The 21,993-nt window shown below is 45.1% G+C and carries 20 protein-coding genes, 2 tRNA genes and 1 other RNA gene; 9 read left to right on the forward strand and 14 right to left on the reverse strand.

Annotation, left to right across the window (positions count from 1 at the left end; genetic code table 11):
- Positions 1-104: 104 nt before the first annotated feature.
- Positions 105-202, forward strand: an RNA gene (gene ffs / locus GYX26_RS03790) — signal recognition particle sRNA small type.
- A 128-nt stretch (positions 203-330) separates the two neighbouring features.
- Positions 331-1,047, forward strand: coding sequence for an SIMPL domain-containing protein (locus GYX26_RS03795; protein ID WP_174828178.1), 717 nt, complete (start codon positions 331-333; stop codon positions 1,045-1,047).
- 98 nt (positions 1,048-1,145) lie between these two features.
- On the opposite strand, the gene GYX26_RS03800 is transcribed toward GYX26_RS03795, so the two are convergent.
- Positions 1,146-1,220: transfer RNA gene (locus GYX26_RS03800), tRNA-Glu, on the reverse strand.
- A gap of 7 nt (positions 1,221-1,227) precedes the next feature.
- Positions 1,228-1,304: transfer RNA gene (locus GYX26_RS03805), tRNA-Arg, on the reverse strand.
- A gap of 225 nt (positions 1,305-1,529) precedes the next feature.
- Between GYX26_RS03805 and GYX26_RS03810 the strand changes: the two genes are divergently transcribed.
- A complete protein-coding gene (locus GYX26_RS03810; RefSeq protein ID WP_174828180.1) occupies positions 1,530-2,951 on the forward strand; it encodes a PolC-type DNA polymerase III in 1,422 nt (473 codons plus the stop codon).
- Positions 2,952-3,028: 77 nt separating this feature from the next.
- Here the strand turns inward: GYX26_RS03810 and GYX26_RS03815 are convergent, their stop codons facing one another.
- The 3 genes from GYX26_RS03815 to thiL form a co-directional block, all read right to left on the reverse strand.
- Positions 3,029-3,571, reverse strand: coding sequence for a ZapG family protein (locus tag GYX26_RS03815; RefSeq protein WP_174828181.1), 543 nt, complete (start codon positions 3,569-3,571; stop codon positions 3,029-3,031).
- Between the two features lie 148 nt (positions 3,572-3,719).
- Positions 3,720-4,211 carry a phosphatidylglycerophosphatase A gene (locus GYX26_RS03820; RefSeq protein WP_174828258.1) on the reverse strand — a complete coding sequence of 164 codons (492 nt, stop codon included), beginning with the start codon at positions 4,209-4,211 and terminating at the stop codon, positions 3,720-3,722.
- Between the two features lie 13 nt (positions 4,212-4,224).
- The gene (gene thiL / locus GYX26_RS03825; protein ID WP_174828182.1) at positions 4,225-5,190 is read right to left on the reverse strand and encodes a thiamine-phosphate kinase; all 966 of its coding nucleotides are present in this window, start codon (positions 5,188-5,190) and stop codon (positions 4,225-4,227) included.
- A gap of 195 nt (positions 5,191-5,385) precedes the next feature.
- Here thiL and GYX26_RS03830 point away from each other — a divergent pair, with 195 nt between their 5' ends.
- Positions 5,386-6,801: a pyridoxal-dependent decarboxylase gene (locus GYX26_RS03830; RefSeq protein WP_174828183.1), complete on the forward strand. Its 1,416-nt coding sequence runs from the start codon at positions 5,386-5,388 to the stop codon at positions 6,799-6,801.
- Positions 6,802-6,947: 146 nt separating this feature from the next.
- Entirely contained in the window at positions 6,948-7,235 is a 288-nt protein-coding gene (locus GYX26_RS03835) for a hypothetical protein (protein WP_174828184.1), read from the forward strand.
- Between the two features lie 147 nt (positions 7,236-7,382).
- On the opposite strand, the gene GYX26_RS03840 is transcribed toward GYX26_RS03835, so the two are convergent.
- Entirely contained in the window at positions 7,383-7,667 is a 285-nt protein-coding gene (locus tag GYX26_RS03840; RefSeq protein ID WP_174828185.1) for a hypothetical protein, read from the reverse strand.
- 271 nt (positions 7,668-7,938) lie between these two features.
- Between GYX26_RS03840 and GYX26_RS03845 the strand changes: the two genes are divergently transcribed.
- Positions 7,939-8,229 (forward strand): hypothetical protein, encoded by a 291-nt coding sequence (locus tag GYX26_RS03845; RefSeq protein ID WP_174828186.1) that lies wholly within the window; start codon positions 7,939-7,941, stop codon positions 8,227-8,229.
- A 131-nt stretch (positions 8,230-8,360) separates the two neighbouring features.
- Here GYX26_RS03845 and GYX26_RS03850 read toward each other — a convergent pair whose 3' ends face one another.
- Positions 8,361-9,260: a LysR family transcriptional regulator gene (locus GYX26_RS03850; RefSeq protein WP_100090179.1), complete on the reverse strand. Its 900-nt coding sequence runs from the start codon at positions 9,258-9,260 to the stop codon at positions 8,361-8,363.
- 19 nt (positions 9,261-9,279) lie between these two features.
- A complete protein-coding gene (gene cyaY, locus GYX26_RS03855) occupies positions 9,280-9,603 on the reverse strand; it encodes an iron donor protein CyaY (RefSeq protein ID WP_174828187.1) in 324 nt (107 codons plus the stop codon).
- 131 nt (positions 9,604-9,734) lie between these two features.
- Between cyaY and GYX26_RS03860 the strand changes: the two genes are divergently transcribed.
- The 3 genes from GYX26_RS03860 to GYX26_RS03870 all read left to right on the forward strand — a co-directional run bounded on the left by GYX26_RS03860 (position 9,735) and on the right by GYX26_RS03870 (position 12,595).
- The gene (locus tag GYX26_RS03860; protein WP_100090177.1) at positions 9,735-9,905 is read left to right on the forward strand and encodes a lipoprotein; all 171 of its coding nucleotides are present in this window, start codon (positions 9,735-9,737) and stop codon (positions 9,903-9,905) included.
- The gene (lysA, locus tag GYX26_RS03865) at positions 9,898-11,124 is read left to right on the forward strand and encodes a diaminopimelate decarboxylase (RefSeq protein ID WP_174828188.1); all 1,227 of its coding nucleotides are present in this window, start codon (positions 9,898-9,900) and stop codon (positions 11,122-11,124) included. The genes GYX26_RS03860 and lysA overlap by 8 nt, the downstream gene beginning before the upstream one ends.
- A 268-nt stretch (positions 11,125-11,392) precedes the next feature.
- The gene (locus tag GYX26_RS03870) at positions 11,393-12,595 is read left to right on the forward strand and encodes a PLP-dependent aminotransferase family protein (protein WP_174828189.1); all 1,203 of its coding nucleotides are present in this window, start codon (positions 11,393-11,395) and stop codon (positions 12,593-12,595) included.
- Between the two features lie 348 nt (positions 12,596-12,943).
- Here GYX26_RS03870 and rpsJ read toward each other — a convergent pair whose 3' ends face one another.
- The 6 genes from rpsJ to rpoC all read right to left on the reverse strand — a co-directional run bounded on the left by rpsJ (position 12,944) and on the right by rpoC (position 21,990).
- Entirely contained in the window at positions 12,944-13,255 is a 312-nt protein-coding gene (rpsJ, locus tag GYX26_RS03875) for a 30S ribosomal protein S10 (RefSeq protein ID WP_025329903.1), read from the reverse strand.
- Between the two features lie 17 nt (positions 13,256-13,272).
- The gene (tuf, locus tag GYX26_RS03880; protein ID WP_100090166.1) at positions 13,273-14,463 is read right to left on the reverse strand and encodes an elongation factor Tu; all 1,191 of its coding nucleotides are present in this window, start codon (positions 14,461-14,463) and stop codon (positions 13,273-13,275) included.
- Between the two features lie 84 nt (positions 14,464-14,547).
- A complete protein-coding gene (fusA, locus tag GYX26_RS03885) occupies positions 14,548-16,650 on the reverse strand; it encodes an elongation factor G (protein WP_100113099.1) in 2,103 nt (700 codons plus the stop codon).
- Positions 16,651-16,668: 18 nt separating this feature from the next.
- Entirely contained in the window at positions 16,669-17,139 is a 471-nt protein-coding gene (rpsG, locus tag GYX26_RS03890) for a 30S ribosomal protein S7 (RefSeq protein WP_100090173.1), read from the reverse strand.
- Between the two features lie 92 nt (positions 17,140-17,231).
- Positions 17,232-17,603: a 30S ribosomal protein S12 gene (gene rpsL, locus GYX26_RS03895; protein ID WP_025329900.1), complete on the reverse strand. Its 372-nt coding sequence runs from the start codon at positions 17,601-17,603 to the stop codon at positions 17,232-17,234.
- A 211-nt stretch (positions 17,604-17,814) separates the two neighbouring features.
- A complete protein-coding gene (gene rpoC, locus GYX26_RS03900) occupies positions 17,815-21,990 on the reverse strand; it encodes a DNA-directed RNA polymerase subunit beta' (RefSeq protein ID WP_100090172.1) in 4,176 nt (1,391 codons plus the stop codon).
- Between the last annotated feature and the right edge of the window lie 3 nt (positions 21,991-21,993).

Genomic DNA, 21,993 nt, shown 5'->3' on the forward strand with positions numbered 1-21,993 from the left:
ATCCTTTGAAATAATTATATTTTTAACAGCAGCATTTTTTATTCACCAGTAAATTGCGAAAAAATTTGGGAATTAATACAACTATCGGTATAATACGCTGCTGTGGCGGGTCTCCCCGCATGGTTATTTAGGACAACGGGTCAGGTGCGGAAGCAAGCAGCCCATCTTAAAGCGACCAGTGCCGGGGGTTTGGCTCGCCACCCTCATCTCAGACTTTCTTCTTTTCTGTCTTCTGTTGTTCATATTTTCTCTTGTTTATCAATTAATTGTTGTATTCATTCTAATGCTTTGCTAATCTGTTTTAATCAGATTACGACAAGAGTTTATCCAATGAATATACGTCTTTTCTCGTATGTGATCTCTGTATTGCTGTCTGTCAGTTCTTTTAATTGTCTGGCAGAAGGATTGAATTATGGCATAGTCGAGTTAAGCGCACAGGCTACGCAAACTGTTGCTCGTGATGAAATGGTGCTGATGTTAAAAATTCAGCAGCAGGGAACCAATAGGCAGCAAGTCAGCAATACTGTTACCACACGCCTGAATCAGGTTCTGGCTACGGCACGCCGGCATGATGATTTTAATACAACGCAATTGACACGCACGGTTGAACCGAAATTTGAGTATCAGAAAGATAAACGCATAGATAATGGCTGGCAGGACAGTGCGCTGCTACAAGTTAAAAGCACGAATTTGTCTGCGCTGAACAAGTTTGCTGCTGATGTTCAGAATCTGGCTGTCATTGTCGCTATTAATTATCAGGTAGCGGATACTACGCTGCAAAATTATGAAGCAAAGCTAACGCGGCAGGCTATTGCACGTTTTCAGCAACGTGCGGTACAAATTGCTCACGAACTGGGCGGACATGACTACAAAGTGGTGAGTATGAGTTTGGGTAGCAGTCAGGATGCGCAGAATTATGGTGCTTATGCGGCGCCGGTAATGTTAAGTCGTGCGGCAGACACTGCTCCGGTTCAGGATATTGCTGCGGGTGAAACTCAGTTAACGTTAAGCATTAACGGCAAGATTCAGGTAACAGGATTACCGTGATAAGATTCTGAAATCAGCTTAAATTTTATATTGCGCTGAAACCAATCAGGAGATAAAAGAAAAAGCCAGTTCTGCTGAACTGGCTTTTTCTTATTTACTGGCACGCCCACGGGGAATCGAACCCCGGTTACCGCCGTGAAAGGGCGATGTCCTAACCGCTAGACGATGGGCGCGGAAATCTGGTGCACCCGGAGCGATTCGAACGCCCGACCCTCTGGTTCGTAGCCAGATACTCTATCCAACTGAGCTACGGGTGCGTGAAAGATGTGCAGTATAGGTAACATTGGCATCGCTGTCAATACCAGTCATATCCAAAAATTAGCAATAATAAGCAATATATTGTTTTAGCAATAAATAATTTTGGCATTAATCTGTCTGGCCAGATGCCCAAGGTTTTGCCAATATTACTGGCATGGCAGATTGACTGTGTAGCAAGACATTTTGGTATAAAATGGCAACTCTTTTGCGTTTGTGTTTGCGTCATGAGTATTGTTGCTAATAATGACGCCGCTGCATTTGCCGAGCTGGCAGCGGTTCTGTTTACGCTGCCCTTGCCTGTTGCCATTGTTGATCTTGAAACCACTGGTGGCCACTTTGAGCACGACCGAATTACTGAAATTGCTATTCTGCGCTTTCATCATGGGAATATCAGTCGTCATCAATGGCTGCTGAATCCGCAACAGTCCATTAGCGATTTTATTACTCAGTTAACCGGCATCAGCAATGAAATGGTGCAAAATGCACCTAATTTCGCTGATATTGCCGGAGAACTGTTGCCGTTGTTACGTGGACACCTGCTGGTAGCTCATAATAGCCGCTTTGATTATACTTTTCTGCGCCATGCTTTCGCGCGCTGCCATATTAGCTTTGCTGCACCAACTCTGGATACTGTACCCTTTTCACGCAAATTATATCCACAACACTTTAAACATAATCTGGATAGCATTATTGAGCGTTTTGCGATTAGTATTGCCGCTATCGAACGTCATCGCGCAATGGGAGATGTACTGGCACTGACAGAGTTTCTGCAATGCAGTTTACATGAAAAAACTGCTCCTGTTTGGCTGGCACAATGGCAGGCACTGATTAAACCGGGTTATTTGCCGGCATGGCTCAAACCTGAATTACGCCAGCATTTATATGCTTTACCAGATAGTCCGGGTTTGGTTCTGTGGCAACAAGAGCGACATGAGGCAACAGTAATGATGGTACTGGAACGGGCATTTACTGATACCTGCACGCTATTACAGAATAAAAATGTGCAAAGGCAGTGGCAACAAACCTGTACTATTGATTTTGTTCCGGCTAACAGCATTTTGCATGCCTTATGGCTGCAAGGTCATTATCAACTGCAACAACAGGCACAGCCATATTCTGACGAAACAGTTACACCAGCCAAATGGTATACAGTTTCTTTTGTTGCCAACCATCATGGCCAGCTACAGGCTCGGATTATTACGCTCAAGGAGGGTATTCTGTCACAACCTCCTTATGGGTTATTTATGCATCCACGTGCCGCCAAGCGGGCACTGGCCGACTGGGCACGTCGTTATGGCTTATGTCCGGCAGTTCTGGATATCACTCCGCAGAGTCTTGGCCGCAATGAACCCTGCCCGAATCAGGCAGCGGGAATATGTGATGGCAACTGTCGCCTGGATGCAGCTACACAGAAACAGAATGAGCGGGTATTACAATATGCGCCGTTATTACCTGTTTGTGACTGGGGCAGATGGCATCAGTTGCAGCTTACTGAAATCGAAGCAATAACAGCAACAGAAGTAGTCTTAGAAGCACAGGCCGGCTGTATACGACTGGATGAACAGCACTGGTACTTCCACCCCCTTTTACCAAAGCTACTGAAGCAGCGGCTGAAAAAACCGGCCAATATCGTATTTGTGCGTTGAGGGTGATAAAAATATCAGGCTGTGACAATAATACCGTCACAGCCTGATAGCATGGATAACATTTGAAGAAACGGTGCTCAGGATTTACTCTGCTGTAAATCCTCGCCTTTGGCTTCTATTATATTGTCATGCGCTACATGCTTGGGCTGAGTAAGCTGTTCATGTGCATGTCCAACATTTCGTCCAATGCGGTCAGGCACCTGATCCGGCATACCATTAATCGGTATGACTGCGGCTTCGGTGACATCAGTATAAGGTACAGACGAATCATCGGTTTGTGGATTTTTATTATCAGACTGCGTCATAAATGCCAGAGTAACGCTTTTGTTGCCACGTTTCTGCAACTGCTCCTGCATGGCTGTTTTGTCCATTAACTGCTGTGCATCAACGTTCAGTTGCTGTAATACTTTCAGGTAACTGCGATTCAATTCATCTATAGCACCCGCAGTATCAATAAAATGTTTGTCTACCTGCTGGCGATAGTTATCAAAACTGGCTTTCACTGTCTGATACTGCTGGCGCTGTTTACCGCCACGCAAAAATAACCACATCAAACCAAGTCCAAGCAACAGTCCGATTACTGCAGCAATTGACACATATAACCAAAGCTGACTATTCATGCTGTTTCCTTTTCCCAATCAATATTTCATTTATTATCATCAACGGCTATGACTATAACAGCCGTAGCTAGAGCATAGCATATCTTAATTCTAACTGCTTACTGGCTAAAAATTTAGCTGTTTAACTGTTTTCAACGCTCCTGCCTAATTAAACCAGCAGATATACAGCCAGCAATAACACCAGCAGGCTGAACAGAGCTGCAATCAAATCGTCCAGCATAATACCAAAACCGCCGTGGATACGCGCATCAAACCAGCGGATAGGCCAAGGTTTCACTGCATCAAAGAACCGGAAAACCGCAAAGCCAGCCAGCCACCACATCCAATTCGTTGGTATACAGAATAAAATCAGCATCATGGCAGCAATCTCGTCCCAGACAATGCCGCCATAGTCCTGCCGGTGTAATGCTTTTTCGGTGTAATCACAAATAAAAATACCCACCAGAAACAAGAGCACTGCCAATACAATGTTGTACCAGAAAGGTAAATCCAGCAGCAACCAGCATGCCGCCAGTGGAATGGCCGGCAATGTGCCGAATGTACCGGGTGCTTTTGGTGCCAGCCCCGTACCAAAGCCAAAGCCTAGCCAGCAGATAGGATGCTTACATAGCCAGCCCCATGTGGGCGTAACTGGTGTCATTGTTGTTTCAGTATTAGCCAAAATGATCAAATCCTTGTTGTTGTAGTTGTATCACGTTACCGGCATGATCATGTAAATGTAATTGAGTGCCTGTGGTAATAACGCCGATACGGGTTACAGGCGTACAGGTTCTCTCTGCAGCGGCTATGATTGCCTCACGTTGCGCTGGTGCGGCAGTAAACACCAGCTCATAATCATCACCACCGGCTAACAGCCAATGTCTGAGCTGCGCCTGAATAAGCGCTGGCTGCTGTTGTAACGCTGTCAGTGTAGGAATTAAATCTGCATTAATTTCTGCGCCGACTTTACTGGCTTTAAGAATATGGCCGATATCTTGCGCCAGACCATCAGATATATCCTGTGCTGCATGTGCCAGAGACAATAGTTCCTGTCCCAAAGCTACACGCGGTTCTGGGCGCAGTCGTCTCTCTTCACACTGCGCAAATACCGTTGCAGGTAAGGTAGCTTTATTCCAGTGCATATCCAGAGCAGCCGCAGCCAATCCAAGCAGGCCAGACACCCAGATATCATCACCCACCTGTGCTGCATCACGCCGTAAAGCCTGCTGGCATGGGGTTTCGCCAATAATATTAACATTAAATACCCAGTTGCCTTTGGTGGTATCCCCACCAATCAGTGTTACACCAAAACGTGCGGCAAATGCAAACAAAGCATCACAAAACGCTGCTAACCAGTCTTTATTTAGTTCAGGCAACGCCACACTGAGTAAAGCCCAGCGTGGGCTGGCACCCATGGCTGCCATATCCGACAAATTGACAGCCAATACCTTATGCGCCAGATCTGCTGGTGCAACATTCGGAAAAAAATGTGTTCCGCCTATCAGCATATCAGTACTGAAATGCAAATCATAGCCACTACGAGGCCGTATGATAGCTGCATCATCACCAATACCCAGAATAAGTTGCTTATCCTGCTGCTGACGATGCAGGTATTGACGAATAAAATCAAATTCATTCACGATAGACAGGCTTTAGAATACAAATCAGATTTTAATTTTAAGGTGTCTGCTTGAATCTTTCCAGAAAAGTCTATTACTATGATCAAGCAGATTTATATGGTTTTATCCAAAAATTTTATTGGTTAAGTTTTAAATTACTTCAATAATTAAAAAGTTATCTAATCAATTCACAACAAATTTATATAATTGAGAAATATGAATAAAATATTAAAAAACGACTTAACTACTATCGATGAGCTGCTAGAAAATACTTTTAATCAATCTATCGATTTTCTAAACAACCTCGACAGTATTCCAACATGTTGTCGATTAACTCAGCCACATCAATATAGTTTGCAGCAATTAGACCTACCCAGCCAAGGCCACGGCGGATTAGAGGCCTTAAATCAATTTAATACTCAGTTTAAAGAGCTTATTGTCGCTTCCAGCGGCCCCAGATATTGGGGTTTTGTTACCGGCGGCAGTACCCCAGCAGCCATAATGGGCGATATTCTGGCTACTATTTACGATCAGAATACTCAGGCTATCAATGGCGAGGGTGATGTATCTGCCCGTATTGAAACTCAGACAACTGATTTACTACTGGATTTATTCAATCTACCAAGAACATTTACCGGTGGATTTGTCACCGGTACGACCATGGCAAATTTTTCTGCGCTGGCAGTGGCCAGACAGTGGTTTGGCGCGCAGCTTGAACAGGATATTTCTGCTGATGGTCTGACAAACCTCTCCCTGCCAGTTATCTCGGCTACACCTCATTCATCCGTATTAAAATCATTGGCAATGCTCGGTTTAGGCAGAAATAACCTGATTACCATTCCTACTCTTTCAAATCAGCGCGAAGCCATTGATGTAGCCAAATTAAACCTGTTTATTGAAGATAATTTCAAGCACCAACCATTTATTCTGGTTTTAAATGCGGGCACGGCTAATACCGCTGACTTTGATGCTATTGCGGAAGTTATGGAGTTGAAACACACCTATAATTGCTGGATTCATATTGATGCAGCCTTTGGTGCATTTGCCGCCTGCTCTTCACAATATCAGCATTTACTCAATGGCTGGGAAATGGCCGATAGCATTGCCATAGATTGTCATAAATGGTTAAACGTACCTTACGAAAATGCCTGCTTTTTCACGCGAAAGGAACATTTCAAATTACAGTTTAATCAGTTTAAAAATAGCAACGTTCCTTATCTGGAAAATCAACTGGAAAATTTTAATTTCATGAATATTTTGCCAGAAAATTCCAGAAGACTAAAAGCGTTACCGGTGTTATTCAGCCTGTTAGCCTATGGTAGAGAAGGGTATCGGTATATTGTGGATAACTCTATTGAGCTGGCACACGAATTTGGCAACTATATACGTAAAAGCAGTTATTTTGAATTATTGGCTGAGGTACGTTTAAATATTGTCTGCTTCAAAGTTACCGCAGCATGCGACACTGCTGAATTTCTGCAAAAATTAAATAAAACTGGCCTTGTATTTATGACACCAACCACTTTTAACCATGAAAAAGGCATACGTGCGGCATTTGTGAACTGGCGTACTACCGCAGAGGATATAAAGTTGGTGTGCTCAGTATGTGAAACTCTTGTTAATACTAAATAATATTTAGTCGTAGAATATTGTTTTTTATAGTTTTTATTGGTTCAAATAAACAACTAAACCAACCATAATTGAAGAGGGGTAAAAAGCCAGAATAATTGAATGTTCGTTTCTTCCAATATTTTCTATCTAAAGCATTATACTCAGCTATGCATAATATTCTTATTCTGGGAGCCAGATCACCTGTCAGTCTGCCATGGGCACACCTGCTGGCCAAGGCAGGCTACCGGGTACATATGACTGAAAGCTTAGGCTACGCATTAAGCCGTTTTAGCAGATATACATGCACTTATACCCGTCTGCCCCCACCAAAACAACAGACTAAACAGTGGCTGAAACAATTGATACAATTGCTGGTACGCCAGAAAATTGATACTGTCATTTCAAATTACGAAGCGGTGTTTTATCTGGCTTCTGCCAATGCGCTTATTCAGTAGGTTTACCTCTGCCAGCTCTTTACTAGCCTACTTACTATTAACGCAACTACATCACAAAGGCTTTTTTGCCCTGCTTACGCAAAACTAGGCCGGCTGCTGCTCCCGAAACGATTTTGCTAACTAATCAAACTGAGTTTGCAGCATTTTTTAAATGATAAGCAATGGGTATTTAAAGCAGCGTATTCGCGATTTGCCACGCGTACCCTGATCTGTCCACCAACTATTGAGTACAGCCAAATCCATGCAATCCGACAACAACCTTGGGTGGCACTGCAATATATGCAGGGTAAAGAATATTGTAGCTACAGCATTATCCGGCATAGTCAGCTTGTTGCCCATAGCTGCTAACACCCTAAATACCGCGTCGGCCAAGGTGCCGGCATTTATCTTGATTCGGTACACAAAATAAACATTCGCCAGTTCGTTGAACACTTTGCTGCATAAACCTACTACCATGGTCAGGTAAAATTTGATTTCATCGAAGATTCAGCAGGCAAAATATACGTACTTGCATGTAATCCATCCGCCAGCAGTGGTATTCACTTTCTAAAGCAGCTACCCCAAACAGCACAAACAACCATTGCGCACGCAGCCCTACAGGCAGATACCGATTTACCGAAAAACCAGCTCGAGCAGGAGCATCGGCAACCGATTATGCATAATGTAACCACTGGGTTTTATCAAGTTTTACAGTCTGCGTCCCATGAATTATCAATTAAACAATTTTGCCGCTTATCCGGCTACAGAACACTCCGCCTCCAAACCTCCGTTAAGCGCCTTTGTTGGCATTGTCCGGCATGATAATCTGTTTGGCACTCCGCTATTTGAATATAACCTTGAGCGTCCGCTCAAGAAAAGACTATATCGTCGCCTGACGTTAAAAGTTTCTTTAGAAGCAGAATTGCATCAGGGCAACGTACACTGTAATAGCGGCATTGGTAATTTTAAAGCATTGCGGGAGGCGCAGTCGTACATTGAATATCCAGCTTTGTAGATGCAACATTCACCGGCCTATCATCAGGCGATATTTAAAGCACTAGCCAAAACCATTGATACCTTTATCACTCCTTATGCCGCCAAAAATCAGTTATAGCACTTAACAGCAACGCCTATATTATTTTAGCATTAAGGCAATAGCCCACTGAGTTCACCAAGAAACCAATTTACCCTCGGATCTGGTGTCGGACGGGTTAGCGCAAAATAATTCACAATATTGGTTGCCTGCTGAGTCAGCAAAGGTACCAGTACGCCGCTGCGCACATAAGGCTCGGCAACTTCTTCCGATAACAGGCCAAGATGACTGCCAGCCAGAATAAACAGCAGCGTCGCCTGTTGCTTATGTGCCACTGCGGTTGTATTGCCGTTCAACAAAGCATTTCCTTCTTGTTGACGGGCATAAGTGCGTTTTACCCATTGATAGTCTTCAGCCAGTAAATTCAGGGTTAAATCTTTAACCTTGGCTGCCGGATGCGAAGCATGGCAATAAATATACTCACGTTCCTCAAATACCAGCTGATACTGTAGATTTTTCAGCAAGCTGTAATAATAGCCAATACCAAAATCCATCTGATTATTGGCAATAGCAATTTCAATATCCTGTGGTGCACAGATATCTATCGACAGGCGTAATTCCGGATAATGCTGATAGGCACTGGCAATAACCTGATTGAGAACACGTTGGAAATCCGTTGAGAGATACTCAACCAGTCCAATGCGCAACGTACCAGATAATACCGAACGATGCCATTTAATATTCTGCACTTCACGGTGAAATTCATTAGTGGCCTGTAGCAATAAAGTACAGGCTTCATATAACTGATGTCCCGCCTTAGTCAAGGCAAAACCGGAACGACCACGCCGGCATAAAATCACCCCCAGACTTTCCTCAAGATGAGCCAGATGAGTGCTGATGGCCGATTGCGACATATTCAGCCGCTTCTGCGCCGCAGTCACACCCTGACATTCCACAATAGCCACAAAAGCCTGTAATGCTTTTAAATCATGTTTAATCAAGGTGTGTAACATAATCGCCCCTTAGCAAAAATCAGTTTAATACCAGAATTTGTACCTCATCACCACAGGCGGCAGATAATACCTGACTCAATACCGCAAAAAACTCACTGCCGTCCCGTGCTGAAAGCCATTGCCCATGCTGGCAAGCAAAATGATAGCCGCCACTTTTCGCCGCTATCCATAATTCCTGAGTAGCAGCGTGGCGGTTAACAATAATCTGCTCTCCACTATCAGCCTCTATCGTGAGCACATTACCACTGGCTTCACAATCCAGATTCCAGCCACCGGCATCGATACGCTCTTCAATGTGGCCAAACAGATCATCGCTATACTGTAAAAATTCACTTTCGGTCATTTCGCTTACCGTAACTCTACAATTTATTACATTCAAACTGTTATCTTGCCATATAATATGTCTAAATCCTAGTTTTATCCGCTATGGCAGTCTCACTACACCTGCCATTTACACCATAGAGAGCCAGATTAATGCTTCGTTTTTTATTTTTAGGTGTACTTGCAGCCAGCTTCCTGTCTGCCTGTGGTTATAAAGGTGACCTGTATCTGCCCAAGGAAGGCGATAAAGCCAAATATGGCGTAGTACAAACCGGCCTCACCATCGACCCGATTGACCAGAAAAATCTACCCAAACATGACTGATTCTCTCAAATGTGAACAAGTACCCTATTCTGCTCTAGCCACTGAATATGGCACTCCACTCTACGTTTACAGCCAGCAGGCAATGGCTGCTGCCCTCAACCAGTATCAGCAAGCTTTTGCCTCTTTACAGCCGCTGATATGTTATGCAGTCAAGGCCAACAGCAATTTATCCATTCTGCGTTACTTCGCTCAGCTTGGGTGTGGCTTCGACATTGTTTCCGGTGGTGAACTGCAACGGGTATTACTCGCAGGTGGTGATGCAGGCAAAACCATCTTTTCCGGTGTAGGTAAAAGTAAAGCTGAAATTGAATTTGCTCTGAATAACAATATTCGCTGTTTTAACGTTGAATCGTTAGCTGAACTGGAACGTATTAATACTATTGCTGCCAGTCTAGATAAAATCGCACCGATATCATTACGTATCAATCCAGACGTTAACGCTCATACCCATCCGTATATTTCTACCGGATTAAAGGCAAATAAATTCGGTATTGCCTATCAGGATGCCTTAGCAGCCTATCAACTGGCCACCACACTGCCCCATTTAAAAATTACCGGAATTGACTGCCATATCGGTTCACAGTTAACCGATTTATCCCCCTTAATTGAAGCACTGGAACGCATGTTGCTGCTGGTAGACAAACTGGCCGAACAAAATATTGAGTTAGAACATATTGATTTAGGTGGCGGCGTAGGTATTGTTTATCAGAACGAGAATGTGCCGGATTTAGCTGCCTATGCAACAGCAGTCAGCCAATTGCTATCCGGACGCAAGTTGCAGTTAATGCTGGAGCCCGGACGCAGCCTGATAGGTAATGCCGGTGGATTGCTCACCACAGTTGAATACATCAAGCAAGGTGAAGAAAAGAACTTTGTTATTGTCGATGCAGCCATGAATGATTTGATGCGTCCTTCGTTGTATCAGGCCTATCACAACATTCTTAATACCTGCCCGACAACAGCAGATGAATTTGTTGCTGATGTGGTGGGGCCAATCTGTGAAACCGGTGATTTTCTGGCCAAAGACCGCACCATTTCTGCTCAAGCCGGCGATTTATTGCTGATTCAAAGTGCCGGTGCTTATGCTTCCAGTATGGCCAGCAATTACAATACCCGCTGCCGTGGCGCCGAAGTATTGGTTAATGGTACAGAACATCACCTGATTCGCCAACGCGAAACTGTACCCGATCTGCTGGCTAGCGAAATAGCCTGCCTGTAAATATTGTCTGATTAGCTCAAATGTACAACAATATGTAGCGTATTTGCCTAAATTTCTGCCGATACGCTACTATTTCTCTGTTTAGCTTCATAATCAAATTTCCCACCCATTACAAATATTGCTGCTGATAAGATGACTTACAGCAATGCAGATCATTTGACGCACCCCTCATCCTAACTATTGTTAATATTCACCATTTAAATAATAATAAATAACAGCTAAACTTAAACGCTAAAATAAGCATATCATCATTTAAGAAAGTTAATTTATGCACTGGAAATATTCCCGTCGTGTGCAGATTTCAAAAAGCTCAACCATCCGAGAAATCCTGAAAGTCACCGAACAAGCTGATATGATTTCATTTGCTGGTGGCCTGCCGGCACCAGATGCATTCCCACTTGCAGAAATTCAGACAGCCGTTAATACCGTATTGGAGAGCGATGACATCTACGGCGCTCTGCAATATGGACCAACGGAAGGCTATGGCCCACTACGTCAATGGATTGCCAATTATTTGTCTAACCGCGATCAAGTCTCAATCAGCGCAGATGAAATTCTGATTGTGACCGGTTCACAGCAGGCACTTGATCTGATAGGTAAAGCTTTAATCGATGTCAACGATAAAGTACTGGTCGAAACACCAACTTACCTGGGTGCATTACAATCTTTTAATCAGTACTGTCCAGAGTATGTAGCCATTGCCAGTGATAATGAAGGCTTAATTCCTGAATCTATCCATGATGAAGTGGCAAGCTCGGCGAAGTTCCTATACTGCATTCCCAATTTCCAAAACCCTACCGGACGGCGTTTGCCCGTACAGCGGCGGCAGGCTTTAACTGCAAAAGCAAAACAGAACGGCTTAGTACTGATTGAAGATGATCCTTATGGCGATCTGGATTATCAAGGCCAGCGACTGCCCGGTCTGTATACTTTGGCACCGGAAAACACTGTCTATTTAGGTTCATTCTCAAAAATTTTAACCCCTGGTTTGCGTTTGGGTTATGTAGTTGCTAACAAACAATTTATCGGCAAATTGGTACAACTGAAGCAGGCTTCCGATTTACATACACCTAGCCTGACGCAATACATCGCTTATCAGATTTTGAGCAAAAACAATTTTCTCAGCTATCACATTCCGAAAATCCGTCAACTTTACAGCACACGCTGTCAGTATATGTTGCAGTCATTAGCACAATATATGCCTAAAGAAGTTAGCTGGAATCAACCTGAAGGCGGTATGTTCATCTGGGTTGAATTACCGGAAAACATCAATGCTACTGAGTTGCTAAGCGAGGCCATCAACCAACAAGTAGTATTCGTCCCCGGTGAAACTTTCTTTGCTTATACTGAAAAAAATAATTGCTTGCGGCTGGCTTTTGTTACCGTTCCGGAAGAAAAAATTAACAAGGGAATTAAAATACTGGCAGATATCATTAAGCATCGAATGCATCTTCAGCAAGAAAAATTGTGAAGATTTAAACAGAACGATAGTGAATTTGTTGATACACCAGCCAATACCTGATTAGTATTGGCCTTTTTGTTTATATAAATCCAATTACTTATCACTAATTTAAGCGTTACCAATCGAGCAGAGTCAAACGATTCATCGTTAGAAACATTAGCTTGCAATTAAGACTGATTAAAGCAGGCCGGCCATTCGGTCATGGCGGATGTTCGAAAATTAAATATTTTATTTTAAATCAAAAAAATTGATTCGATTATTAAAAATATTGTCCATAAATTTAGACGATTTCTTGCTGCAATTAAATAAAAAAACGGACTGATTAATATCAAGTCCGTTTTTTTAGCGTTCAATTAATTATTGAACTTTGATTTCTACATCGACACCAGCAGGTAAGTCCAGTTTCATCAATGCATCGGTGGTTTTATCAGTCCAGTCGATAATGTCCATCAGACGCAAATGAGTGCGGATTTCCAACTGTTCACGTGAAGTTTTATTCACGTGTGGAGAACGCAGCAGGTTGAAACGTTCAATTTTAGTCGGCAAAGGAATCGGGCCTTTTACCACAGCGCCAGTACGTTTGGCAGTGTCCACGATTTCCTGAGCAGAACGGTCAATCAAAGCGTAGTCATAAGCTTTCAGGCGAATACGGATTTTCTGGTTTTTCATATCTATATTCTTCCTGATTAAGCGATAACTTTAGCAACCACACCGGCACCAACTGTACGGCCACCTTCACGAATCGCAAAGCGCAAGCCTTCTTCCATCGCAATCGGGTGAATCAATTCTACATCGATGGTTACGTTTTCACCTGGCATTACCATTTCCACGCCTTCTGCCAGACTTACTGCTCCTGTTACGTCAGTAGTACGGAAATAGAATTGTGGGCGGTAGTTTGCGAAGAATGGAGTATGACGACCACCTTCTTCTTTGCTCAATACGTAAACTTCTGCTTTGAATTTGGTGTGCGGAGTGATGCTGCCCGGTTTTGCCAATACCTGACCACGTTCTACTTCTTCACGTTTGGTACCACGCAACAATACACCTACGTTGTCACCTGCCTGACCTTGATCCAGCAGTTTGCGGAACATTTCCACACCGGTACAAGTGGTTTTTTGGGTCTCTTTCAGACCTACGATTTCAATTTCGTCGCCTACATTGATTACACCACGTTCTACACGGCCGGTAACCACGGTACCACGACCTGAAATTGAGAATACGTCTTCAATCGGCAACAGGAATGGTTTGTCTACTGCACGTTCCGGAGTAGGAATGTAGCTGTCTAATGCATCTGCCAAAGCCATGATTGAAGCTTCACCGATGTCAGAAGTATCACCTTCCAGTGCTTTCAGTGCAGAACCTTTAATCAATGGAATGTCATCACCAGGGAATTCGTAGCTAGACAGCAGATCACGGATTTCCATTTCTACCAGTTCCAGCAACTCTTCGTCGTCTACCATGTCGCATTTGTTCATGTAAACGATGATGTAAGGTACGCCTACCTGACGAGCCAGCAGGATGTGCTCACGAGTTTGTGGCATCGGACCGTCAGCAGCAGAAACCACCAGAATGGCGCCGTCCATCTGTGCAGCACCGGTAATCATGTTTTTCACGTAGTCAGCGTGTCCCGGGCAGTCAACGTGTGCATAGTGACGCTCTGCGGTTTCGTATTCTACGTGTGAAGTATTAATGGTAATACCACGGGCTTTTTCTTCCGGGGCATTGTCAATCTGATCGTAGGCTTTCGCTGCACCACCAAATTTTTTGGACAGAATGGTACAAATTGCAGCGGTCAGTGTGGTTTTACCATGGTCAACGTGACCGATGGTGCCAACGTTTACGTGCGGTTTGCTCCGCTCGAATTTTTCTTTAGCCATGAGCTAAGTTTCCTTGAATAAAGATCAATTAAAGAACGATGATAACCTGAAAGCACAGATACTTTCAGGTTATCGGTAAATAAGTTAGCCTTTACGGGCAGCAATAACCTGCTCGGCTACATTATTTGGTGCTTCTGCGTATTTCTTGAATTCCATGGAATAGGTAGCACGACCCTGAGTAGCAGAACGCAGATCGGTTGAATAACCGAACATTTCTGCCAGAGGTACCTCGGCGCGAACTTTCTTGCCACCGATACCATCATCGTCCATACCCAGCACGATGCCACGACGACGGTTCAGGTCGCCCATTACATCGCCCATGTAGTCTTCCGGTGTTTCCACTTCAACCGCCATGATTGGCTCCAGCAATACTGGGGAAGCCTTGCGCATACCGTCTTTGAATGCCATGGAACCGGCCAGTTCAAACGCGATTTGCGAAGAGTCTACATCATGGTAGGAACCAAAAGTCAAACGTACACGAATATCTACTACCGGATAGCCGGCCAGAATACCGTTGGTCATGGTATCGCGGATACCTTTGTCCACAGACGGAATGAATTCGCGTGGAATCACACCACCCTTAATTTCGTCGATGAATTCGTAGTTCACACCACCTGGTTCCAGAGGTTCCATAGTGATAACCACGTGACCATACTGACCTTTACCGCCAGACTGTTTCACGTATTTGGCTTCGGATTCCACTGATTTGCGGATGGTTTCACGATAAGCTACCTGTGGTGCACCCACATTGGCTTCTACGCCAAATTCGCGTTTCATGCGGTCTACAATAATTTCCAGATGCAATTCACCCATACCGGAAATAATGGTTTGACCAGATTCTTCGTCAGTTTTCACACGGAAAGACGGGTCTTCTTTAGCCAGACGGTTCAAAGCCAAGCCCATTTTTTCCTGGTCAGCTTTGGTTTTTGGTTCAACAGCAACGTGAATCACTGGTTCTGGGAATTCCATGCGTTCCAGAATAATTGGCGCATCAGAATCACACAGAGTTTCACCAGTAGTCACATCTTTCAAACCAATCACAGCAGCGATGTCACCGGCACGTACTTCTTCGATTTCATCACGGTCATTGGCTTTCATCTGTACCAGACGACCAATACGTTCTTTGGTGCCTTTAACTGAGTTTACTACGGTGTCACCAGATTTCACCACGCCAGAGTACACGCGGATGAAAGTCAGCTGACCAACGTATTTGTCGTTCATCAGTTTGAACGCCAAAGCGGAGAATTTCTCGTCATCGCTGGCTTTACGGCTGTCTTTTTCACCATCTGCTTTTTCACCAGCTACTGGCGGGATGTCTGTCGGGCTGGGCAGGTACTCAACCACAGCATCCAGCAGGCGCTGTACACCTTTGTTCTTAAAGGCAGAACCACACAATACCGGCTGAATTTCGCCAGCCAGTGTACGGGCACGCAGCGCAGCAACGATTTCTTCCTCGCTCAGCTCTTCGCCGCCAAGGTATTTTTCCATCAGTTCTTCGTTGGCTTCAGCAGCAGCTTCAACCATTTTTTCGCGCCATTCTGCAGCAACGTCTTTCAGATCGGCAGGAATGTCTGCATACTCAAATTTCAGACCCTGAGTTGCATCATCCCATACGATAGCCTGCATTTTCAGCAGATCTACCACGCCCTCGAAACCGTCTTCAGCACCCACAGGAATCACAACCGGTACTGGATTGGCACGCAGACGGGTTTGCATCTGTTCAACCACGCGGAAGAAGTTGGCACCCTGACGGTCCATTTTGTTTACAAAGGCCAGACGTGGCACTTTGTATTTATTGGCCTGACGCCATACAGTTTCAGACTGAGGCTGTACACCACCCACAGCACAGTAAACCATAACTGCACCGTCCAGTACACGCATAGAACGTTCTACCTCAACGGTAAAATCCACGTGTCCCGGGGTATCAATAATATTCAGGCGATGTTCTTTAAACTGGCCTGCCATACCTTTCCAGAAGGTGGTTACGGCAGCAGAAGTAATGGTAATACCGCGTTCCTGTTCCTGCTCCATCCAGTCGGTAGTGGCCGCACCGTCATGAACTTCACCCAATTTGTGGGTCATGCCGGTGTAAAACAGAATACGTTCTGAAGTGGTGGTTTTACCAGCATCAATGTGTGCAGAAATACCGATATTACGGTATTGTTCAATAGGAGTTTTACGAGCCACAATAATTGCCTTTCTGCATTAGAAGCGGAAGTGAGAGAAGGCCTTGTTGGCTTCAGCCATGCGATGTACTTCCTCACGTTTTTTCAATGCACCGCCGCGGCCTTCTGCCGCATCAATTAATTCACCTGCCAGACGCAAATCCATGGATTTCTCACCGCGTTTACGAGCTGCATCGCGTACCCAGCGCATGGCCAGAGCCAGACGACGGGTAGAACGAACCTCAACAGGAACTTGATAGTTTGCACCACCAACACGACGGCTTTTTACTTCTACAACCGGTTTGGCATTGGCAATAGCTTCGTTAAACACTTCAATGGCTTCTTTGCCGGTTTTTTTAGCAATCTGTTCTAAAGCACCATATACAATGCGTTCAGCAACAGATTTTTTACCGTCAATCATCAGCACATTCATGAATTTGGATAATTCGATACTGCCGAATTTCGGATCTGGCAATATGTCACGTTTTGGGACTTCTCTACGTCTTGGCATTTCAATTTCCTTAAACTATTCAGCTGGGCATTGCCCACGAATATTTATGTAAATATTCACTTACTCGACAGTTATTCTGCCGATGCGTCCACTTATTTAGGACGTTTAGCACCGTATTTAGAACGGGACTGTTTGCGGTCTTTCACACCAGCGGTGTCCAAAGAACCACGAACGGTGTGATAACGCACACCTGGCAAGTCTTTTACACGACCGCCGCGAATCAGCACTACGCTGTGTTCCTGCAAGTTGTGGCCTTCACCGCCGATATATGAAATCACTTCATAACCGTTGGTCAGACGCACTTTGCACACTTTACGCAAAGCTGAGTTAGGTTTTTTCGGGGTAGTAGTGTATACACGGGTGCACACACCACGTTTTTGAGGGCAAGCCTCTAAAGCAGGTACTTTGTTGACGTAAACTGGAGCTTGACGTCCTTTGCGTACCAATTGGTTGATAGTAGGCATATTTTCTCTTTTATCCTGTTGAGTCAATACATGCCGACACCATGCCGGCAAAGTGTTCAATTTTAGCATCTCAAAACATTGCTGGTCAAGATAATCAAATTTTAATTCTATTTAATTCATCAGAAAAACAACAATGTAAGGATTCATACACAAAACAAAACCGCTGAAAGACACTCAGCGGTTTTGTTTTGGTTACAACAGTTATTCAAGCTTATTCGCTTTTATCAGCCGCTTCAGCAGCTACCTGTTCCTGCCATTTCTGACGACGGCTGCGATGGTAAGTCAGACCAGTACCGGCCGGAATCAGACGACCTACAATCACATTTTCTTTCAGGCCGCGTAAATCATCGCGTTTGCCCATAATTGCTGCTTCAGTCAGTACACGTGTAGTTTCCTGGAAGGAAGCCGCAGAGATAAAGGAATCAGTAGATAACGATGCTTTGGTAATACCCAGCAATACGTTATCAAAGCGTACCGGTTCCTTACCTTCGGCCAGCAGTTTTTCATTGGCGATCATGACATCACCGCGTTCAACCTGCTCACCGGTAATGAAGTGGCTGTCACCAGCATCAGCGATATTCACTCGACGCAACATCTGGCGAATAATCACTTCGATATGCTTGTCGGAAATCTTCACACCTTGCAGACGATACACTTCCTGTACTTCCTGCACGATGTAACGCGCCAGTGCTTCAATACCCTGCAAGCGCAGAATATCGTGTGGATCCACCGCACCGTCAACAATCACTTCACCACGGTTAACTACCTGACCATCATGTACTAGTACCTGTTTTTCTTTAGAAATCAAGGTCTCATAGGCAACACCATCAGCATCAGTGATGATCAGACGCTGTTTACCCTTGGTTTCTTTACCAAAGGATACAGTACCGGTTACTTCTGCCAGCATGCCCACATCTTTAGGGGTACGTGCTTCAAACAACTCAGCCACGCGTGGCAAACCACCGGTAATATCGCGGGTTTTGGATGAAGCCTGCGGAATACGCGCCAGCACATCGCCCTTACCTACTTCCTGTCCTTCGCGTACGGTAATCACCGCACCTACCGGGAAAGCCATGGAAACAGCGGTTTCACTACCAGCCATGCGAATTTCTTCGCCTTTTTCATCCAAGAGTTTTACAGTTGGACGCAACAGTTTGGACTGGGTAGACGAGCGACGTTTACCATCAATTACCACCAAGGTGGACAAACCGGTTACATCGTCGGTTTGTTTCGCTACAGTCACGCCTTCTTCGATATTCTCAAAGCGAACACGACCTGCAAACTCGGTAATCATCGGACGGGTATGCGGATCCCAGGTAGCCAGAGTCTGGCCAGCTTTCACCACACCGCCATCTTTGGCCTGCAACAAAGCACCGTAAGGTACTTTATGGCGTTCACGCTCACGACCGATATCATCATGTATCACGATTTCAGATGAGCGGCCGATTACTACCAGCTCACCTTTGTTATTGGCTACATAACGCATCTGACTGGAGAAGCGCACAGTACCACCTGATTTTGCTTCTACCTGACTGGCAGCAGCTGCTCGTGAAGCGGCACCACCAATGTGGAAGGTACGCATGGTTAACTGGGTACCCGGTTCACCAATGGATTGCGCTGCAATCACGCCCACGGATTCACCAGCATTCACCAGTTTACCGCGTGCCAGGTCACGTCCGTAACATTTGGCACATAAACCATGGCGGGTTTTACAGGTAATCGGCGTGCGTACTTTAATTTCATCGACGCCGGAATTGTCAATCAAATCCACCAGACTTTCGTTTAGCAGGGTACCGGCGTCCACCAGTGTCTCACCGCTGGTCGGATCCACCACGTCTTCAGCAGTCACTCGGCCCAGTACGCGGTCACGCAGTGATTCGATAATATCACCGCCCTGTACCACAGCTTTCATGACAAAGCCATCATTGGTACCACAATCATCTTCTACCACTACCAAGTCCTGAGTTACGTCTACCAGACGACGGGTCAGATAACCGGAGTTAGCGGTTTTCAATGCGGTATCGGCCAGACCTTTACGCGCACCGTGGGTAGAAATAAAGTACTGCAATACCGTCAAACCCTCACGGAAGTTGGAGGTAATCGGTGTTTCAATAATGGAACCATCAGGTTTTGCCATCAAGCCGCGCATACCTGATAACTGTTTAATCTGTGCCGCAGAACCACGGGCACCGGAATCGGCCATCATGTAGATGGAGTTGAACGATTCCTGATCAACCAGATTACCTTCGCGGTCAACTACTTTCTGGGTAGACAGATTATCCATCATCGCTTTGGCGATCTTGTCACCGGTACGACCCCAGATATCGACTACTTTATTGTAGCGTTCGCCATTGGTTACCAAACCTTGACGATACTGGTCTTCAATCTCTTTCACTTCGGCATTAGCTTCTGCCAGAAACTGTGGTTTGCTTTCCGGTACCAGCATATCGTCAACACAGATTGAGATACCGGCACGGGTTGAGAATGCATAACCGGTATACATCAGATGGTCGGCAAAAATCACTGTATCGCGCAAGCCACAACGGCGGAACGAAGCATTAATCAGCTTGGAAATTTCTTTTTTCTTCAGCGTTTTATTAATATGCTCGAATGACAGACCTTTTGGCAGGATTTCTGACAGCAGCGCACGACCTACTGTAGTTTCGTAGCGGTTTACTACTGGTACAAATTCGTCCTGACCGTTTTTCACCCATTCGCGCAAACGCACAGTAATTTTGGTACCCAGCTCTACCTGACGAGTCTGATAGGCGCGGTGTACTTCCTTCACATCGGCAAACAGGCTGCCTTCGCCCTTACCATTAATTTTGTCGCGGGTCATGTAGTACAGACCCAATACGATATCCTGTGACGGTACGATAATCGGGTCACCATTGGCTGGCGACAACACATTGTTGGAAGCCAGCATCAGGGTACGCGCTTCCATTTGCGCTTCCAGACTCAATGGTACATGTACGGCCATCTGGTCACCGTCAAAGTCGGCATTAAATGCAGTACATACCAATGGGTGCAACTGAATGGCCTTGCCTTCAATCAGAATCGGTTCAAAAGCCTGAATACCCAAACGGTGCAAGGTTGGTGCACGGTTGAGCAAAATCGGATGTTCACGAATAACGTCTTCGAGAATATCCCATACAATCGGCTCTTCCTGTTCCACCATTTTTTTGGCTTTTTTAATGGTGGTTACTGTTGGGTCGAGTTGTTCCAGTTTGTGGAAAATAAACGGTTTGAACAGTTCCAGAGCCATTTTTTTCGGCAAACCGCATTGGTGCAGTCGCAGGTAAGGACCTACGGTAATCACTGAACGGCCAGAATAGTCGACACGTTTACCCAGCAGGTTCTGACGGAAACGGCCGCCTTTACCTTTAATCATGTCAGCCAATGATTTCAGCGGACGTTTGTTGGCACCAGTCATCGCTTTACCACGACGGCCATTGTCCAGCAGGGAGTCAACTGCTTCCTGCAACATGCGTTTTTCATTGCGGACGATGATGTCCGGTGCACGCAACTCCAGCAAACGTTTCAAACGATTATTACGGTTAATGACGCGGCGATACAGGTCATTCAAATCTGAAGTGGCAAAACGGCCACCATCCAGCGGTACCAGCGGACGCAAATCCGGTGGCAATACTGGCAGCACGTCCATAATCATCCACTCCAGTCTCATACCGGAGCGCTGAAATGCTTCCAACACTTTCAAGCGTTTAGCAATTTTCTTAATTTTAGTGTCGGAACTGGTGGACTCAAGCTCCTGACGCAGTACAGTTACTTCATGAGCAATATCCATGGCACGCAACAAATCGCGAATGCCTTCTGCACCCATCTTGGCTTCAAAGTCACCGCCAAATTCTTCATATTTGTTGATGAATTCTTCTTCACTGAGCAATTGACGCGGCTGCAATGAAGTCAGACCAGGATCAGTTACCACATAGGCTTCAAAATACAGAATGCGTTCGATATCCCGCAAAGTCATATCCAATACCATACCCAGACGGGATGGCAGTGACTTCAGAAACCAGATATGTGCAACCGGTGCAGCCAGTTCAATATGCCCCATGCGCTCACGACGCACTTTGGACAAAGTCACCTCTACACCACATTTTTCACAGGTCACACCACGGAATTTCAGGCGTTTGTATTTACCACACAAACATTCATAATCTTTAATCGGGCCAAAAATTTTGGCACAGAACAGGCCGTCACGTTCCGGTTTGAAGGTACGGTAGTTAATCGTTTCCGGCTTTTTCACTTCACCGTACGACCAAGAACGAATGGTATCCGGCGAAGCAATGCCGATTTTGATTGCGTCAAATTCTTCTTCGGCACTGACATTTTGCAGCGGATTAAATAAGTCTGATAAAGCTTTCATATT

The organism is Snodgrassella sp. ESL0253 (genome assembly GCF_013344965.1).
GTDB classification, from domain to species: Bacteria; Pseudomonadota; Gammaproteobacteria; order Burkholderiales; family Neisseriaceae; genus Snodgrassella; species Snodgrassella alvi_B.

Coding starts and splice junctions, on each gene's coding strand:
- rpsJ (WP_025329903.1), bottom strand. CDS start 13,255: ATGAAAAACCAGAAAATCCGTATTCGCCTGAAAGCTTATGACTACGCT.
- GYX26_RS03850 (WP_100090179.1), bottom strand. CDS start 9,260: ATGTTACACACCTTGATTAAACATGATTTAAAAGCATTACAGGCTTTT.
- GYX26_RS03830 (WP_174828183.1), top strand. CDS start 5,386: ATGAATAAAATATTAAAAAACGACTTAACTACTATCGATGAGCTGCTA.
- GYX26_RS03820 (WP_174828258.1), bottom strand. CDS start 4,211: ATGACACCAGTTACGCCCACATGGGGCTGGCTATGTAAGCATCCTATC.
- GYX26_RS03870 (WP_174828189.1), top strand. CDS start 11,393: ATGCACTGGAAATATTCCCGTCGTGTGCAGATTTCAAAAAGCTCAACC.
- rpsG (WP_100090173.1), bottom strand. CDS start 17,139: ATGCCAAGACGTAGAGAAGTCCCAAAACGTGACATATTGCCAGATCCG.
- GYX26_RS03810 (WP_174828180.1), top strand. CDS start 1,530: ATGAGTATTGTTGCTAATAATGACGCCGCTGCATTTGCCGAGCTGGCA.
- GYX26_RS03795 (WP_174828178.1), top strand. CDS start 331: ATGAATATACGTCTTTTCTCGTATGTGATCTCTGTATTGCTGTCTGTC.
- tuf (WP_100090166.1), bottom strand. CDS start 14,463: ATGGCTAAAGAAAAATTCGAGCGGAGCAAACCGCACGTAAACGTTGGC.
- GYX26_RS03835 (WP_174828184.1), top strand. CDS start 6,948: ATGCATAATATTCTTATTCTGGGAGCCAGATCACCTGTCAGTCTGCCA.
- rpoC (WP_100090172.1), bottom strand. CDS start 21,990: ATGAAAGCTTTATCAGACTTATTTAATCCGCTGCAAAATGTCAGTGCC.
- rpsL (WP_025329900.1), bottom strand. CDS start 17,603: ATGCCTACTATCAACCAATTGGTACGCAAAGGACGTCAAGCTCCAGTT.
- lysA (WP_174828188.1), top strand. CDS start 9,898: ATGACTGATTCTCTCAAATGTGAACAAGTACCCTATTCTGCTCTAGCC.
- GYX26_RS03860 (WP_100090177.1), top strand. CDS start 9,735: ATGCTTCGTTTTTTATTTTTAGGTGTACTTGCAGCCAGCTTCCTGTCT.
- cyaY (WP_174828187.1), bottom strand. CDS start 9,603: ATGACCGAAAGTGAATTTTTACAGTATAGCGATGATCTGTTTGGCCAC.
- GYX26_RS03815 (WP_174828181.1), bottom strand. CDS start 3,571: ATGAATAGTCAGCTTTGGTTATATGTGTCAATTGCTGCAGTAATCGGA.
- GYX26_RS03845 (WP_174828186.1), top strand. CDS start 7,939: ATGAATTATCAATTAAACAATTTTGCCGCTTATCCGGCTACAGAACAC.